Below are 14,457 nucleotides of genomic sequence, written 5' to 3' on the forward strand. Positions count from 1 at the left end.
TCATGAGGGCGGATGTTAGCCATCACCACCCGATCTCGGATAGAGCGGTTTACGCTGCCGCCGGTGACAACTACGCGATCCGACACCATTGCGCCCGGAGTCGCCGCCGGGCACCCCGCAACCGCCGAGGCCGGACTCCACGCGCTCGCCGCCGGAGGCACCGCCGCGGACGCCGCCGTCGCCGCCGTACTGGCCAGCGCCGCCGCGGAGAGCATCTTCACCGGGCTCGGCGGCGGCGGGTTCGCGATCTACTTCGACGCCGCCAGCCGCGAAGTGACCTGCCTGGACTTCTTCTGCGCCGTGCCAGGCCTGGACGGCGACGTCACCGCCGGGGAGATGATGCCGATCGAGGTCGCATTCGGCGAGGTGCCGCTGATCTACTCGATCGGCGGCGCAAGCGTGGCCGTCCCCGGCGTGCCGGCCGGCTGCGGCGAGGTACACAGGCGCTGGGGCACGCTCCCCTGGGACCGCGTGGTCGAGCCCGCGACCCGGATCGCACGTACCGGCGCGCTACTGCCCGCGGAGCACGCACGCACGCTCGAAGGCGTCGGGCCGGCACTCGCCTACGGGGACGGCGACGTGGTCTACCGGCGGGAGGGCCGCTACGTGACCGGCGGCGAGCGACTGTTCCACCCCGGCCTGGAGCATGCGATGGCCGGGCTCGCCGAGGAAGGGCCGTCCGTGTTCTACACCGGCCGGTTCGGCAAGATGATGGTCGAGGCGGTCCGCTCCACAGGCGGTGCGCTCGGCCCCGGCGACCTGGCCGCGTACCGGGTGCGGGAACTCCCGCTGCGCGAGGCCCCGCTGGCCGGCAACCGGGTGCTCGCCCGCCACGACCTGAACGCGCTGATCGCCACGATCGGCGCGCTCCCCGCCGAACTGCCCGCCCTCTCCCGCCCGGACCGGACCGTGGCCGTCGCCCGCACGCTCGCCGACCCGCAGCCACAGCCGCAGCGGCTCGGCGACACCACAAACGTCTCCGCCGTCGACGTACACGGCAACGCCTGCGTCATCACCACCACGCTCGGCCTCAGCGCCGGCGTCTGGCTCCCCGGCCTCGGCGTCAACCTCAACTCCATGCTCGGCGAGACCGAACTGATCACCGCGGACCTCGCACCCGGCCGCCGGGTCGCCTCGATGATGTGCCCGCTCGTCGTCCTGGACGCCGACGGCGACCTGGTGCTGGCCGCCGGCTCGGCCGGGGCGTCCCGCATCCGCACCGCGCTCATCCACACACTCATCGGCACGCTCGTCGACGGCCTCGACATGCCCGCCGCCGTGGCCCGCCCCCGCTTCCACCTGGTCGGCACGGACGTCCACGCGGAGGCCGGCGTCCCCGACGACGAACTGTCCGCCCTGGAAACAGCCGGCTTCCCGGTCAACCGCTGGAACCACACCAGCCACTACTTCGGCGGCGTCTCCGCAGTCGGCCGCCCCGGCGCCGCCGCCGACCCCCGCCGCGGGGGCGCGGCAGTCTGCTAGCTGGTCGTCGCTTCGCTCCTCCGGGCTCGCCGCCACTCCCGGCGGCGACGGGCGATCTTCAGACGAAGAGCGTGTCTGAAGGTCGCCCATCGTCTCTGGTCGCCCGCGTCTCACGTGGGCGGTCACCAACCGCGTGGGTCGGGAGGAACTGCAGACTACGAGCGTCTATGGCTGAGCCCGACTCCCCGGATAGCTCCGCGGTCGTCCTGTCACCGAACTGCTCTCGCGAGCACATGGAATATCAGTGGGGCCGCCTGGTCCTGGCGGAGAGCACGTTGCGGGCCGGCAACCGCTGGACCGACGAGGGTAAGTCCACGAGCGGCGCGGGCTCAAGCAACGGGGCGCGTAAGGAGAACCGCCCGGTCCCGATCCCTCCCCATGCGTCTCACTTGGCGACGCTGAGGCTTACTCGCGGTCGCTCATCGTTCATGACTGCTCTGTCCTGGCCCCTCGTCGCCAGGCGAGGGCTGGTCGGCAGCTGCCGGTGGCGACCTCCTGTGCCGCGCGATGACCGCCGTCCGGCTTGCTCGATCTCGTCTGACGTGCGTGCCGCATATACCGATCGAGATACGTGGGGCGACACCGGCCGTCTTAATCGATTAAGTTGGTACGCGCGGGCCGCATGACAACTGGGGGCCGGATAACTGCGCTCGCCGTGGTGCGACGGCAGGCACAAGCGTGCCCGGCATTCCTCCCGGCCGTCATGCCGGATCGTCGATGACCCGCACTCAGACACCTGAGTGCGGTTACGTGCTCTCGACCAGCTCGGGCGTCCAAGCGAGGGCGCCTACACAGGCACCGACTCCACATCGGACCGCCACGCACCTGCTACGGCGCGAGATCGCGAGCCAGGTGGGAGCGGCGGAGGCCTCGGGTGCGGAGCCGGCGGAGGTCGGCTCGGGTGTCGTGCATGAGTTGGGTGTGGAAGTAGTTGACGTGTTCGAGGATGGCGAAGACGGTGAATCCCGCCCCGAGCCAGGAGCCCGCGATCACCGTGAACGCCAACGCCACGACCAGCAGCGCCGGGTTGATCAGGCGGGCGGCGCGGAAGAACGCACGACCGGGGAGGGTACGGCCGGTCTGCCGGAGTTTCGCGGTCCAGTAGGCGGCGCCCTGGACCAGCAGGAGCGCGAACATCGCGAAACCGACGAGGTCCGGTACGGTCGCCGCCCTGTCCGGCAGCACGAGGAACACCCAGCCGAAGAGCGGGATGTTGACGAGTTCCAGGGCGACGAGGGTACGCAGCCGGCGGTGGATCACGGGCGGAGCCCGGCGAAGATGACGGCGAGCGTGCGCGTCTGGAGATCCTCGCTCCAGGCGGCCGCGAGCGCGCCTTGGCTGGCGGCGGTCAGCAGCGCCATGATCTCGTCGATGCGCACGTCCTCGCGTACCCGCTGATGCTCTTGGTCTTGTGACAGCAGCGTGGCGATGGCGTCTGTAAGCGTTGCGAGGGCGGGGGTGACGTCGACGGAGAGAAGCGTGACAACGGTGTGGGCGGCGGCTGCCTCGGCGACGACAGTGGTGAAGAACGCCTCAAGGGTGCCGGCGGTGGCGGCGTGAGCGGCGAGGCGGGCGTGGACGTCCTTCATGATCGCGGCGAGCAGCGCCTCCTTCGTGGGGAAGTGGCGGAAGATGGTGCCGATGGCGACGCCGGCGCGGGCGGCGATCTCCTCGGTGCTGGCGGCCGGGCCCTTGGCGGCGAAGACCTCGGCGGCGGTCGCGAGGATGCGGGCGCGGTTGCGGGCGGCGTCGGCGCGCAGCGGCTTGTCGGTCAACGCGGGCTCCAGTGAGGGCGGGGGTGCCCGTTCACCTTATGCGGGCCGCTTTCACGCGGGAATTCTTCAGTTCTCGGCTGATCGGAAAGTCAGCAAATTAAAATGCACGTGCAAATGCACACCCGGCGGTACGAGTACGATGCCGGAAAGCTCGCCGGCCCCTGACCGAAATGTACCGGTCAGGGGCCGAGGTGTTCTTCCGATGTTCCTCGGCGTGAACGACCCGGCTCGCTGGGTTAGCGGCCGCAGAGCGTACCGGCTGGCGGTCGGGTCGTAGGGGAGAGAGGAGGTGTGGGTCAGGCGGCGCTGGCCGCCAGCACCTCCGCGAGAACGTCCACCGGAACTTCGACCACCGTCTCGTGTGGCGGGATCTCCAGCTGGGCGAGTGCCTCGGTGTCGGTCACGCGCCAGCCCTGCACGATGAACGTGTCGCGGTCGGTGCGGTACAGCGACGGGCAGTTCGTGTTGCCCGAGAGTACCGTTTTGCGGATGAAAGTGAGCTTCATTCGCTTTTCCTCCTCGTCCTAACCTTTGTCGCTTTGGCCCGATGCCATGCGACTTGGAGGCATTATGGGCATGAAGCGCGACTTGGCAACGGACAATGTGGGTAGAGCGCACGCATGGTGGACGCGCTGGGCGACGTCGCGGTGTGATAGCGCCATTCGGTTGCGGATACTCGTACTTACGGACAGACTTCGGTGGTACTTGCGTACGACCAATGGTTGCGGGTTTTGACGCCCCCATCCCGTGTGGGACGATCTGTTCGCCCCAACCGCGATGGGGTGCTCAATTGGCGTGAATGGAGTCCCTCGATGCCAGCAGGTTTTGTTGGTGGCACGCTTCAGCAGCGTTTTGCCACTATCGCCCTGATTGTCGCGGCGATCGCCGTGGGTCTGTTCCTCGCAGCCGGAATGCAGGGCACCACCCCTGGCGCTTCGGCGAGCAGCGAGAGCACCTCCGGCGATGTCGTTGTCGCCGACGGCAGCTACGAGTGGTGAGTCGCCGGCGTCCGGCCGGCGGCAGGTAGTCCAACCCCTAGCTCTGTGATGTAACCAGCCCGCAAGGGAGGGCGCCGTGCTGCGGTCCGCGACCGCTGGAAAGCCCTCTCCGCAGCGAGCCTGGTACGTCACGGGCCCCCTAGCGGCGCTCGCCGTGATCCTCACGATCGTCGCACAGATCGATCAAGAGATTCCGGCGAGCAGCCTCTACCTGGCCCCCGTCTTCCTGGCGCTCTACTTCGGCGCCGACTCGACCACGCTGTGGTTCACCTCGCGCCGCCAGGGCTTCAACGTCACGCTCACCGACGTCGTCCTGCTGCTCGCGCTCTTCTACATCTCGCCACTGATCCTGGTCACGCTGCGCGCGGCCGAGCGCATCGTGGTGGGCCTCTACCGGCGGGAGATGCCGGCCCGCCTCTGGTTCAACGTCACGGTCGCTGTCTCGCAGGCCGCGTTCGGCTATGCGGTCGTGCGCGCACTCGGCGGCCATCATCACGACGTGGGGCCGCGTGCCTGGCTGGTGCTTATCGTCGCCGTGATGGGCGCGGTGGTGGTCAGCCTGATCGCGGTCGTCACCGTGCTGATCCTGGTCGAGGGGAACCTCTCCACCCGCATCCTGGTGCAGACCGCGGTGCCCGGCTTCTTCCTGGCGATCGTCAACGTCATGCTCGGCCTGGCGATCCTGCTTATCGTCGAGCAGACGCCCTGGGGCCTGACGATCATCGGCGCGCTGGTGCTCTGCCTCACGCTTGCGTACCGGTCCTATTCGCAGTTCACCGAGCAGCATCGCAAGCTCGCGGAGCTGTACGACCTGGTCCGCGACCTGAAGGGCACGGTCCAGGACCGCGCCCTGCCGGACGTGCTGCTTCAGCGGGTGCTGGCGCTGAGCCACGCGCAGTGGGCCACGCTCTGGCTGCCGGCCACGTCCCGGCACCTGGAGGTGCTGCTGAGCGCGCGGCACGGCGAGCGCGGCCTGATCGACATGGTCATCACGCCGGAGGCGCTGCGTCGTCGCGCGCTGGAGACCGGCCAGAGCGTGGTGATCACCAACCGGTCCGGCAGCGACCCGGAGCTGCGCGAGCTGCTTCCGGCGCAGGGTCCGCGCGAGGTGATGGTGGTGCCGCTCTTCTCCGGCTCGGTGCCGATCGGCACGCTTGAGGTGGCCGGCGAGCGGAACCGCCACGTCCACTTCGACGCCGCCGCGGTCGCGCTGCTGGAGGCGGTGGCCGCGCACGCCGCGGTCGCTGTGGAGAACTCGCGGCTTGTCGACCGGCTGCGTCACGACGCGTACCACGACGGCATGACCAAGCTGCCGAACCGGCGTCGGCTCTCCGAGGCGATCGCGGAGTCGGTCACTGTCAACCCGCCGGACGAGGTCGTCGCGGTCCTGCTCTTCGACGTCGACCACCTGCACGAGGTGAACGAGTCGCTCGGCCACAGCGCGGGGGACAGGCTGCTGGTCGAGGTCGCCGACCGGTTGCGCGCGGCCGCGCCGCCCGCCGCGCTGGTCGGCCGGGCCGGTGGCGACGAGTTCGTGGTCACGCTGCGGCTGCCGACCGCGGAGGAAGCGGTCCGGCTCGCCACCTCGATGCGGGACGCCATCCGCGGCCCGATAGTCCTGGACAATCTGACCCCGGTGCTGGACGTGGCCGTCGGCATCGCGGTGCACCCCGAGGACAGCCGGGGCGTCTTCAGCCACGAGGAGAAGGCGGACCGGCTGTTGCGCCGGGCCCGGCTCGCCGCCGCGGCCGCGGACCGGGTCTCCCCGTCCGGCGTGCAGCTGTTCCACCAGGGCCTGGAGTCACGGGTGACCAGGCGCCTGGGGCTCGCCGACGACCTCCGGCAGGCGCTTGAGCGGGGCGAGATCGAGGTCTACTTCCAGCCCAAGGTGACGCTCGCGAACCGGCGTCTGATCGGTGTGGAGTGTCTGGCCCGCTGGGACCACCCGGTGCTCGGTTCCGTCTCTCCCGAGGACTTCGTGGCGGTGGCGGAGAACACCGGGCAGATCGGCGCGCTCACCGAGGCGGTGCTCCGGGCCGGGCTGCAGCGCTGCCGGGACTGGCCGGACCGGGGTGACCCGCTCTCCATCGCGGTGAACGTCTCCGCCCGCCTGCTCGACGAGACGGACTTTCCGATCCAGGTGAAGGCGCTGCTTGAGCACTACGGCGTGGCGGCGGACCGGCTCACGCTGGAGATCGCACAGCCCGCGCTGGTGACGGAGAACGAGCGGCCGCTGCCGGTGCTGCGCCGGCTGCGCGACCTCGGCGTGCGGATCTCCATGGACGACTTCGGCGTGGGCGCGTCCTCGTTCGCCTACCTGCAGCGGCTGCCGATCGTCGAGTTGAAGGTGGACAGACGGTTCGTGCAGGGGATGGCGACGGACCCGGGCGACCTGGCGGTGGTGCGGTCCGCGGTGATGCTGGCCCGGCAGTTCGGCCTGACCGCGGTGGCGGAGGGCGTGGAAAGCGAGCTCGCGCTTGATCTGCTCACCGACATGGGATGCGAGATCGGGCAGGGATTCCTGTTCAGCAGGCCGTTGCCGTACGAGCGGCTGGAGGCCTGGTACTGGGCACAGACCGAGGTGGAGGCGACCGCCTCGGGCGAGTTCAGAAGGCTCCGGGCCGTGCCCTGATCCGGCCCACGACTCGCCAGGGGTATCCGATTTCGCCTGGGGATAGGGGCCGTGTACGCTTATGCCTGCACGTCGAGCGAGAGATCGCAGGACAGGATCTCAAGCAAAACGGGTGAGGCCCCCTTAGCTCAGTCGGCAGAGCGTCTCCATGGTAAGGAGAAGGTCTACGGTTCGATTCCGTAAGGGGGCTCTTCGGTCGGAGTGACAACCGACCCTCAGGCATCGCCCTGCCTTGTGCAGAGCGTGCGGCCTGGATCGCGGCGGTGTAGCTCAGATGGCAGAGCAAGCGGCTCATAATCGCTGTGTCGCCGGTTCAAGTCCGGCCACCGCTACTTTCGTCCGGGGTCCTGATCCCCGGCACCGGGGGTATCTCGTTCGGCCCCCACTTTGCGTACCGCGTGGTCTATCTCCTACGCTGGTACGTCGTAGTATTCAGGTCGTAGGGATTTCACCCCGCGTTTCGAGGAAGGCACCCCGCCGTGGCTAAGGCGACCGACGTCCGTCCCAAGATCACCTTGGCGTGTGTGGAGTGCAAGGAGCGCAACTACATCACGCGTAAGAACCGCCGTAACGACCCGGACCGCATCGAGTTCAAGAAGTTCTGCCCCCGGGACGGCAAGCACACGCTCCACCGCGAGACCCGCTGACCTGGTCGCGGTTCACAGCTTCGAAGGCGCCTCCGGACCACCGGAGGCGCCTTCTGTGTGTCTGTAGGGTGTGGCCCCATGGGGTTGGACCAGTCGTTTGCGGGGCGCAGTTACCCGCCCAGCGCGCCGTACCAGGTGGGGCGCGAGAAGATTCGTGAGTTCGCGACGGCGATCGGCGCCGAGGACGCGGCCTGCCACGACCCGGAGGCCGCCCGTGCGCTCGGCCACCCGGACGTGATCGCGCCGCCGACCTTCCCGATGGTGTTGAGCATGGCGGACAGCGCCCAGATCGTCGGGGACCCGGCGCTCGGCGTCGACTACAGCCGGGTGGTGCACGGCGATCAGAAGTTCGCCTACGCCCGGCCCGTGGTCGCCGGCGACGAGCTGGTGTGCGTGAGCACGATCGAGAGCATCAACGCGCGGGGTGGGCACGACTTCCTGACCATCCGCAGCGAGATCGGCACCAGCGCGGGCGAGGCGGTCGTCAAGGTCTGGACGATGTACGTGGTCCGCGGCGAGGAGGGATGAGCGCCATGGAGCTTCCCGTTCAGCGCTACCGGGTGACCCGGGCGGACCTGATCCGGTACGCGGGCGCCTCCGGCGACTTCAACCCGATCCACTGGAGTGAGAGCACCGCTGCCAAGGTCGGCCTGCCGGGCGTGATCGCGCACGGCATGCTCACGATGGCGCTTGTCGGCCGCGCGGTGACCACGTGGGCCGGCCGTCCGGACGCGGTCGTCGAGTACGGCGTTCGCTTCACCCGCCCGGTCGAGGTGCCGGACACCGGCGAGGGGACCGAGATCGAGGTCTCCGCGGTGGCCAAGGACACGGACGACCCGAGCCTGGTGCGGCTCGATCTGACCGCGACCTGTCAGGGTGTGAAGGTGTTGGCGCAGGCGAAAGCAGTGATCAAGCGCCCTTGACGGGGTGCGCGGCCGGTAATGGGGGTGGCCGGTTGGGAAAGTCCGCCGGCTACCCGTACACTGGTGCGCCGTGGGGTAGTGACGCCCTGTGCAGGCTGTTCGCACACAGGAAACGACTCCCTCCGAGGGGTGTAGCTCAATTGGCAGAGCAGCGGTCTCCAAAACCGCAGGCTGCAGGTTCAAGTCCTGTCACCCCTGCGCCTAAGGCCTAACCGGCCCGGGGGGCTGAGCCGTTCGACGGCGTCAGCCCCGCTGGTGGTTTTTGCGGCAGATTCGCCGAGGGACAGCCGGGCGGTGTCAGTCGTGAGGCCGCCAGCAACCCGGACCGTCGGGCGGCGGGCGTGAAAGGGCGTCGACGTTCACACGTTCACGTCTGACCAACGACCCCGCGATGGAAGAGGGCGAAGTGGCCGAGCGCAAGCGACGCGGCGAGGACCCCGCTGACGACAACCTGAACGACGAGACGTTCGAGGACGCCGTCGACGCTGAGGACGATGACGTCGCGGACGAGCCGGTCTCACGTGGCGGCACCGCCACGCTGTCCAAGGCGAAGACCGAGGCGGCTGACAGCCCCTCCAAGGAGAAGAAGCCCGGCCGCGGCCCGTTCGCGCGCATCGGCCGTTTCTTCCGCGAGGTGGTGGCCGAGCTTCGTAAGGTCATCTGGCCGACGCGGAACGAGCTGCTGACCTACACCGCCGTCGTGATCGTGTTCGTCGCGGTCATGATGACGGTCGTGGCCCTGCTGGACTTCGGCTTCGCCAAGGGCGTCCTGGCCATCTTCGGCTGATCCTGGCCCAGCGCCGGTTGGGATGCCGGAGCCAGTTCGATTGTTTATGGAAGTGAGCAAGCGTGCCTGAGTACGACGAGACCGCCGAGGGCGCCGACGAGCAGTCGACGATCGCCCTGGCCAGTGGCGAGGCTGCCACGGCCAACGACGAGTCGGCCGAGGCCGCCACCGAGCCGGAGGACGAGTCCGCGCCGGTCGCGGCCGCCCCGGCGGAGGACGACGAAGAGTACGACCCGGTTGCCGAGCTGCGTCAGAAACTGCGTTACGCGCCCGGCGACTGGTACGTCGTGCACTCGTACGCCGGCTACGAGAACAAGGTCAAGACGAACCTCGAGACCCGCATCACCTCGCTGGACATGGAGGACTTCATCTACCAGGTGGAGGTCCCGGTCCGCGAGGAGGTCGAGGTCAAGAACGGCAAGCGCCAGCAGATCAGCGCCAAGGTCTTCCCCGGCTACATCCTGGTCCGGATGGACCTGTCGCCGGAGTCCTACTCCTGTGTCCGGAACACCCCGGGCGTCACCGGCTTCGTCGGCGCGACCGACCGGGTCGACCGTCCCGCGCCGCTCTCCCTCGACGAGGTGCTGAAGTGGCTGGTGCCGGCGGTGGAGAAGGAGGAGAAGAAGGCCAAGGTCGAGATCCGGGTCCTCGACTTCGAGGAGGGCGACTCCGTCACTGTCACCGACGGCGCGTTCGCCTCGCTTCCGGCGACGATCAGCGAGATCAACGCCGACCAGCAGAAGCTCAAGGTGCTGGTTTCGATCTTCGGTCGTGAGACGCCGGTCGAGCTCAACTTCAACCAGGTCTCGAAGATCTAGCCTCCCCGTACTGGCGCGGCGTGGTCTGCGCTAGTCTTGAATGTCGACCCGCGGGCACGCTTCGGCGTGCCCGTCGGTCGGTGAGCCCCAGAAGCTCAGAGAAGTTCAGCCGCCTTAGGCGAGGCGGCAGCGGCGCAGTCCCGGCGGCAGATGCGCCGAAGCACGAAGCAGAGCCGCAATTCGAAGCCCAGGAAGAGACATGCCTCCGAAGAAGAAGAAGCTGGTCAAGACGTTCACGCTGCAGCTGCCGGCGGGCCAGGCCACCCCGGCGCCGCCGGTCGGCCCCGCGCTGGGTCAGCACGGTGTGAACATCATGGAGTTCGTCAAGGCCTACAACGCGCAGACCGAGTCGAACCGGGGCGACATCGTCCCGGCCGAGATCAGCGTGTACGAGGACCGGTCGTTCTCCTTCATCCTGAAGACCCCGCCGGCCGCGCGTCTGCTGCTCAAGGCCGCCGGTGTCCCGAAGGGCTCGGGCGTCCCGCAGGCGACCAAGGTCGGTTCGGTCAGCCGCGCGCAGCTGCTCGAGATCGCCGAGAAGAAGATGTCCGACCTGAACGCGAACGACGTCGAGCAGGCCGCGAAGATCATCGCCGGCACCGCCCGGTCGATGGGCATCACGGTCAAGGACTGACCTTTTCAACCTGTCCCGGCCCGGGGCGCCCGACCCGTCGGAGTGACCCGAGTCCGGACCACAACCAGGTTGAGAAATCCTCGTAGTAGAGCCCCAACACAATCGTGGGAGGGCGCACCTCGACGGTGCGGCCCGCCAATGACCACAGGAGTACGCCGGACATGGCACTGAGCAAGGCTTACAAGAAGGCCGTAGAGCAGATCGACCAGTCGAAGCTCTACACCCCCGCCGAGGCGGTCAAGCTCGCGAAGTCGACGACCGCCACGAAGTTCGACCCCACCGTCGAGGTCGCGATGCGCCTCGGCGTCGACCCGCGCAAGGCGGACCAGATGGTCCGCGGCACGGTCAACCTTCCGCACGGCACCGGCAAGACGGTCCGCGTGATCGTCTTCGCGACCGGCCCGAAGGCCGAGGAGGCCGAGGCCGCCGGTGCGGACGCCGTGGGCAGCGACGAGCTCGTCGCGCGCATCCAGGGCGGTTGGCTGGACTTCGACGCCGCAATCGCGACGCCCGACCAGATGGCGAAGATCGGCCGGATCGCGCGGATCCTGGGCCCGCGCGGCCTGATGCCGAACCCGAAGACCGGCACCGTGACCATGGACGTCACCAAGGCCGTCTCGGAGATCAAGGGCGGCAAGATCACCTTCCGGGTGGACAAGCACTCGAACCTCCACCTGATCATCGGCAAGGCCTCCTTCACCGAGGGCCAGCTGGTGGAGAACTACGCCGCGGCGCTGGACGAGGTCCTCCGGGTCAAGCCGTCCGCCGCGAAGGGCAAGTTCCTGAAGAAGGTCACCTTCACCACCACCATGGGCCCGGGCATCCCGGTCGACCCCAACGTGGTGAAGAACCTGGACTCGGCCGCCGAGTAACTCGCACGCCCCGAACGCCCCCGGCCCACCCGGCCGGGGGCGTTTTTTCATGCCACAGGCAAACCCACAAAGGCCCCACAAGCAGATGTCCCGCTTCCAGCGTGGTCACCGTCCGCGAGCTCCCGCGGCCTCAGATCCGTGGGTGGTCACGAAAAACCCCGGACGCCACAGAGCCCGCCCCACCGCGGGACGGGCTCTGGTGAGGGCCGGGTCTAGCCGACCCAGCCACCGCCGGACATGTGGGCCAGCATGACGCCCTGGAGCATCAGCGCGACCACCGCATAGACCTGGACCGGCAGCTGCTTCAGGTGACCGAGCAGCAGGAAGGCCGGGAAGATCTCCAGCGCGAACCGCGGCGCGGACATCAGCGCCTGGTTGCGGTGCGCGCCGGCCGGGAACGAGATCGTGAAGAGCAGGAGCGCGACGCCGAGCAGCGGCATCACCCACTGGTCGCGGCGCATCTTCCAGGGCCCGACGAAGCAGAGCGTCAACAGCACGATCATGGCCAGCACGGTGATCAGGTCGAAGAGGTTGTGAAGCGTGCTGTTCTCGGCAAGTGACTGGCTGCCGAGCACCTTGATGACCTTGACGAAACCGGTCCACGGCGCGCTCAGCTCGCGGCCCCAGGGCGCCTGCGCACTCATGAAGATCAGCGGATCGCCGAGGCGCCACCACAGGTAGCCCATGTAGGCGGCCAGGCCGGACGGGACCAGCGCGATGGCGAGCACGTTCCAGCGCCACTTGAAGCCGTGCTGGCGCAGGTATTCGTAGGCGAACGCGACCGCCATCACCAGGCCCACGGAGCGGGTGGCGGAGGCGAGGCCGCCGATCATGCCGGCCACCCACCAGTGCCCGCGTCGCATGGCGTAGATCGCGCCGATCATGAGCGCGATGAAGAGCGACTCGTTGTAGCCGATCCCGAGGAAGAAGGCGACCGGCCAGGCGGCCAGCGCCCAGCTCGCCCGGATCGCGACGAACCGGCCGAACTCGACCTCCGCGAGGCGGTAGAGCAGCACGTACATGACGAGCATCGCGGCGCCGGCGACGAACACCGGGGTGAACTTCGGGCCGAGCGGCAGGACCAGATCCGCGGCACGGACCAGCATCGGGTAGAGCGGGAAAAACGCCGGGTCGACCGGGTTGGTGGCGTAGCCGTCCTGCGCGATCCGGGTGAAGATCTTCGCGTCGTACTGCCACCAGCTGGCGCGGATCAGGTCGACGACGCCGACCGGCTTACCGGGTGGGCGGCCGAACTGAGTGAACAGCGTGACGACGGCCCAGGCCAGGTAGGACGTGGCCCAGACCGCGACTCCGGTGCGGATCGCGGGCCACCAGGACTGTCCGGCTGAGGTCTTCTCCGTGGCGCTCTCGGCGCCGACGGAGGCTGCTTCGTCCGCAGCCTTGTCGTCGGCCGGGCTCTCGGTGGGTGTCTTTGCGGGCACGGCGGCTCATGCTTGACGCCTCCCGCCCGGACGGCAAGGAGCAGGCCGACATTCCGGCGAAAATTCTCCAAAGATTTATCTGAGGCGCCCGGATTTTGCGATGTCGATCCGAGCGGCTAACCTTGTTGGAGATTCACCCATAGACCGCTGGTTGCCGTGCGACTGAAGCAATCTGTTTCAGGGTGCGGCCGAAGGACCCGTGTGACGGGCATCCCGCGTAGGGCGAGCGTTGAACGTCGGTTCTGCCGTGACCTTTCGGGGTTGCGCCCGGCCCCGTGCGCTTACCTGCGCCGGGGCTTTCTCGTTGTGCGGGCCAGACCAGCCGCAAGCATCGAGAGAGGAGGGACATGGCGGACAAGCCGGTTCGGGCTGACAAGGCCAACGCCGTCGCCGAGCTCACGGACCACTTCCGGAACTCGGGCGCCACCGTGCTCACCGAGTACCGGGGCCTGACGGTCGCGCAGCTGACCAAGCTGCGGCGCTCGCTGGGTCGGGAGACCACCTACGCGGTCGCGAAGAACACGCTTGCTAAGCGTGCTGCGACGGACGCGGGCATTTCGGGCCTCGACACGCTGTTCACCGGTCCTACCGCGCTCGCCTTCGTTACCGGCGACCCCGTCGAGGCGGCGAAGAGCCTTCGTGAGTTCGCGAAGGCCAACCCCGCGCTCGTCATCAAGGGTGGCGTTTTCGAGGGCAAGGCCATCTCGGCCGCCGAGGTCAACAAGCTCGCCGACCTCGAGTCCCGTGAGGTGCTGCTGGCCAAGCTGGCCGGCGGCATGAAGGCCAACCTCAGCAAGGCCGCTGCGCTCTTCCAGGCGCCGCTGTCGAAGGTCGCCCGTACGGCGGCTGCGCTGCAGGACAAGCGTGAGAAGGAGGGCGCGGAGGCCGCCTGAGGCCCTCTGCGCTCGTAGTACCCACCCAGACCTGACCCGCGGGCACACTCGCGTGTTGCAGATGTAAGAGGAAGGACCGCCATCATGGCGAAGCTCAGCACCGGCGAGCTGCTTGACGCGTTCAAGGAGATGACCCTGATCGAGCTCTCTGAGTTCGTGAAGGAGTTCGAGACCACCTTCGACGTGACCGCGGCTGCCCCGGTTGCCATCGCGGGCCCGGCCGGCCCCGGCGCTGTTGCCGAGGCCCCGGAGGAGAAGGACGAGTTCGACGTCGTCCTCGAGGCCGACGGTGGCAAGAAGATCCAGGTCATCAAGGTCGTGCGCGAGCTGACCGGCCTGGGCCTGAAGGAGGCCAAGGACGTCGTCGAGGCGGCGCCGAAGGCCATCCTGGAGAAGGTCAACAAGGAGACCGCCGAGAAGGCGAAGGCCAAGCTCGAGGGCGAAGGCGCCAAGGTCACCCTCAAGTAATCTCCTGTTTCACCTGAAGGCGGGCGTCTCGACGGAGATGCCCGCCTTTTGTGTGCCCGATCGCGCCCGGGTGTGGTGCGCGTCAC

General features: G+C 68.4%; 16 protein-coding genes and 3 tRNA genes. 15 read left to right on the forward strand and 4 right to left on the reverse strand.

Annotation, left to right across the window (positions count from 1 at the left end; genetic code table 11):
* Positions 1–63 precede the first annotated feature (63 nt).
* On the forward strand, positions 64–1,482 hold the full coding sequence (locus ACIA8K_RS08870; RefSeq protein WP_396056545.1) for a gamma-glutamyltransferase: 1,419 nt from the start codon (positions 64–66) through the stop codon (positions 1,480–1,482).
* A gap of 828 nt (positions 1,483–2,310) precedes the next feature.
* On the opposite strand, the gene ACIA8K_RS08875 is transcribed toward ACIA8K_RS08870, so the two are convergent.
* From ACIA8K_RS08875 to ACIA8K_RS08885, 3 genes are all read right to left on the reverse strand, one after another.
* Positions 2,311–2,742 carry a hypothetical protein gene (locus tag ACIA8K_RS08875; protein WP_396056547.1) on the reverse strand — a complete coding sequence of 144 codons (432 nt, stop codon included), beginning with the start codon at positions 2,740–2,742 and terminating at the stop codon, positions 2,311–2,313.
* Positions 2,739–3,257 carry a helix-turn-helix domain-containing protein gene (locus ACIA8K_RS08880; protein WP_396056549.1) on the reverse strand — a complete coding sequence of 173 codons (519 nt, stop codon included), beginning with the start codon at positions 3,255–3,257 and terminating at the stop codon, positions 2,739–2,741. Before ACIA8K_RS08880 ends, ACIA8K_RS08875 begins: the two co-directional genes overlap by 4 nt.
* A gap of 296 nt (positions 3,258–3,553) precedes the next feature.
* Positions 3,554–3,763, reverse strand: coding sequence for a hypothetical protein (locus ACIA8K_RS08885; protein WP_396056551.1), 210 nt, complete (start codon positions 3,761–3,763; stop codon positions 3,554–3,556).
* A 306-nt stretch (positions 3,764–4,069) separates the two neighbouring features.
* Between ACIA8K_RS08885 and ACIA8K_RS08890 the strand changes: the two genes are divergently transcribed.
* The 12 genes from ACIA8K_RS08890 to rplA all read left to right on the forward strand — a co-directional run bounded on the left by ACIA8K_RS08890 (position 4,070) and on the right by rplA (position 11,568).
* On the forward strand, positions 4,070–4,255 hold the full coding sequence (locus ACIA8K_RS08890; protein WP_396056553.1) for a hypothetical protein: 186 nt from the start codon (positions 4,070–4,072) through the stop codon (positions 4,253–4,255).
* Positions 4,256–4,331: 76 nt separating this feature from the next.
* Positions 4,332–6,887 (forward strand): putative bifunctional diguanylate cyclase/phosphodiesterase, encoded by a 2,556-nt coding sequence (locus tag ACIA8K_RS08895; RefSeq protein ID WP_396056555.1) that lies wholly within the window; start codon positions 4,332–4,334, stop codon positions 6,885–6,887.
* 117 nt (positions 6,888–7,004) lie between these two features.
* Positions 7,005–7,077: transfer RNA gene (locus ACIA8K_RS08900), tRNA-Thr, on the forward strand.
* A 69-nt stretch (positions 7,078–7,146) separates the two neighbouring features.
* Positions 7,147–7,219, forward strand: a tRNA-Met gene (locus ACIA8K_RS08905).
* 147 nt (positions 7,220–7,366) lie between these two features.
* Positions 7,367–7,534, forward strand: a complete 168-nt coding sequence (rpmG, locus tag ACIA8K_RS08910; protein ID WP_033342879.1) for a 50S ribosomal protein L33 — start codon at positions 7,367–7,369, stop codon at positions 7,532–7,534.
* Between the two features lie 78 nt (positions 7,535–7,612).
* On the forward strand, positions 7,613–8,062 hold the full coding sequence (locus tag ACIA8K_RS08915) for a MaoC family dehydratase N-terminal domain-containing protein (protein WP_396056557.1): 450 nt from the start codon (positions 7,613–7,615) through the stop codon (positions 8,060–8,062).
* 5 nt (positions 8,063–8,067) lie between these two features.
* Positions 8,068–8,457, forward strand: a complete 390-nt coding sequence (locus ACIA8K_RS08920; protein ID WP_396056559.1) for a MaoC family dehydratase — start codon at positions 8,068–8,070, stop codon at positions 8,455–8,457.
* Between the two features lie 125 nt (positions 8,458–8,582).
* A tRNA-Trp gene (locus ACIA8K_RS08925) sits at positions 8,583–8,655 on the forward strand.
* A 208-nt stretch (positions 8,656–8,863) separates the two neighbouring features.
* Positions 8,864–9,244: a preprotein translocase subunit SecE gene (secE, locus tag ACIA8K_RS08930; RefSeq protein ID WP_396056736.1), complete on the forward strand. Its 381-nt coding sequence runs from the start codon at positions 8,864–8,866 to the stop codon at positions 9,242–9,244.
* 62 nt (positions 9,245–9,306) lie between these two features.
* The gene (gene nusG / locus ACIA8K_RS08935; protein ID WP_396056561.1) at positions 9,307–10,062 is read left to right on the forward strand and encodes a transcription termination/antitermination protein NusG; all 756 of its coding nucleotides are present in this window, start codon (positions 9,307–9,309) and stop codon (positions 10,060–10,062) included.
* A gap of 199 nt (positions 10,063–10,261) precedes the next feature.
* The gene (rplK, locus tag ACIA8K_RS08940; protein ID WP_396056563.1) at positions 10,262–10,696 is read left to right on the forward strand and encodes a 50S ribosomal protein L11; all 435 of its coding nucleotides are present in this window, start codon (positions 10,262–10,264) and stop codon (positions 10,694–10,696) included.
* Between the two features lie 161 nt (positions 10,697–10,857).
* A complete protein-coding gene (gene rplA / locus ACIA8K_RS08945; RefSeq protein WP_396056565.1) occupies positions 10,858–11,568 on the forward strand; it encodes a 50S ribosomal protein L1 in 711 nt (236 codons plus the stop codon).
* A 212-nt stretch (positions 11,569–11,780) separates the two neighbouring features.
* Here the strand turns inward: rplA and ACIA8K_RS08950 are convergent, their stop codons facing one another.
* Positions 11,781–13,010 carry a mannosyltransferase family protein gene (locus ACIA8K_RS08950; protein ID WP_396056567.1) on the reverse strand — a complete coding sequence of 410 codons (1,230 nt, stop codon included), beginning with the start codon at positions 13,008–13,010 and terminating at the stop codon, positions 11,781–11,783.
* A gap of 347 nt (positions 13,011–13,357) precedes the next feature.
* Here ACIA8K_RS08950 and rplJ point away from each other — a divergent pair, with 347 nt between their 5' ends.
* Both rplJ and rplL read left to right on the forward strand, forming a co-directional pair.
* Positions 13,358–13,903, forward strand: a complete 546-nt coding sequence (gene rplJ / locus ACIA8K_RS08955; RefSeq protein ID WP_396056569.1) for a 50S ribosomal protein L10 — start codon at positions 13,358–13,360, stop codon at positions 13,901–13,903.
* 84 nt (positions 13,904–13,987) lie between these two features.
* Positions 13,988–14,371, forward strand: coding sequence for a 50S ribosomal protein L7/L12 (rplL, locus tag ACIA8K_RS08960; protein ID WP_396056571.1), 384 nt, complete (start codon positions 13,988–13,990; stop codon positions 14,369–14,371).
* Positions 14,372–14,457 lie beyond the last annotated feature (86 nt).

This window comes from Catenuloplanes sp. NPDC051500 (assembly GCF_044454585.1).
GTDB lineage: Bacteria > Actinomycetota > Actinomycetes > Mycobacteriales > Micromonosporaceae > Catenuloplanes.

Excerpts from the sequence above, each read along its gene's own strand:
- ACIA8K_RS08890 (WP_396056553.1), top strand. The coding sequence starts at position 4,070 with ATGCCAGCAGGTTTTGTTGGTGGCACGCTTCAGCAGCGTTTTGCCACT.
- ACIA8K_RS08920 (WP_396056559.1), top strand. The coding sequence starts at position 8,068 with ATGGAGCTTCCCGTTCAGCGCTACCGGGTGACCCGGGCGGACCTGATC.
- rplA (WP_396056565.1), top strand. The coding sequence starts at position 10,858 with ATGGCACTGAGCAAGGCTTACAAGAAGGCCGTAGAGCAGATCGACCAG.
- rplJ (WP_396056569.1), top strand. The coding sequence starts at position 13,358 with ATGGCGGACAAGCCGGTTCGGGCTGACAAGGCCAACGCCGTCGCCGAG.
- ACIA8K_RS08915 (WP_396056557.1), top strand. The coding sequence starts at position 7,613 with ATGGGGTTGGACCAGTCGTTTGCGGGGCGCAGTTACCCGCCCAGCGCG.
- rplK (WP_396056563.1), top strand. The coding sequence starts at position 10,262 with ATGCCTCCGAAGAAGAAGAAGCTGGTCAAGACGTTCACGCTGCAGCTG.
- ACIA8K_RS08885 (WP_396056551.1), bottom strand. The coding sequence starts at position 3,763 with ATGAAGCTCACTTTCATCCGCAAAACGGTACTCTCGGGCAACACGAAC.
- rplL (WP_396056571.1), top strand. The coding sequence starts at position 13,988 with ATGGCGAAGCTCAGCACCGGCGAGCTGCTTGACGCGTTCAAGGAGATG.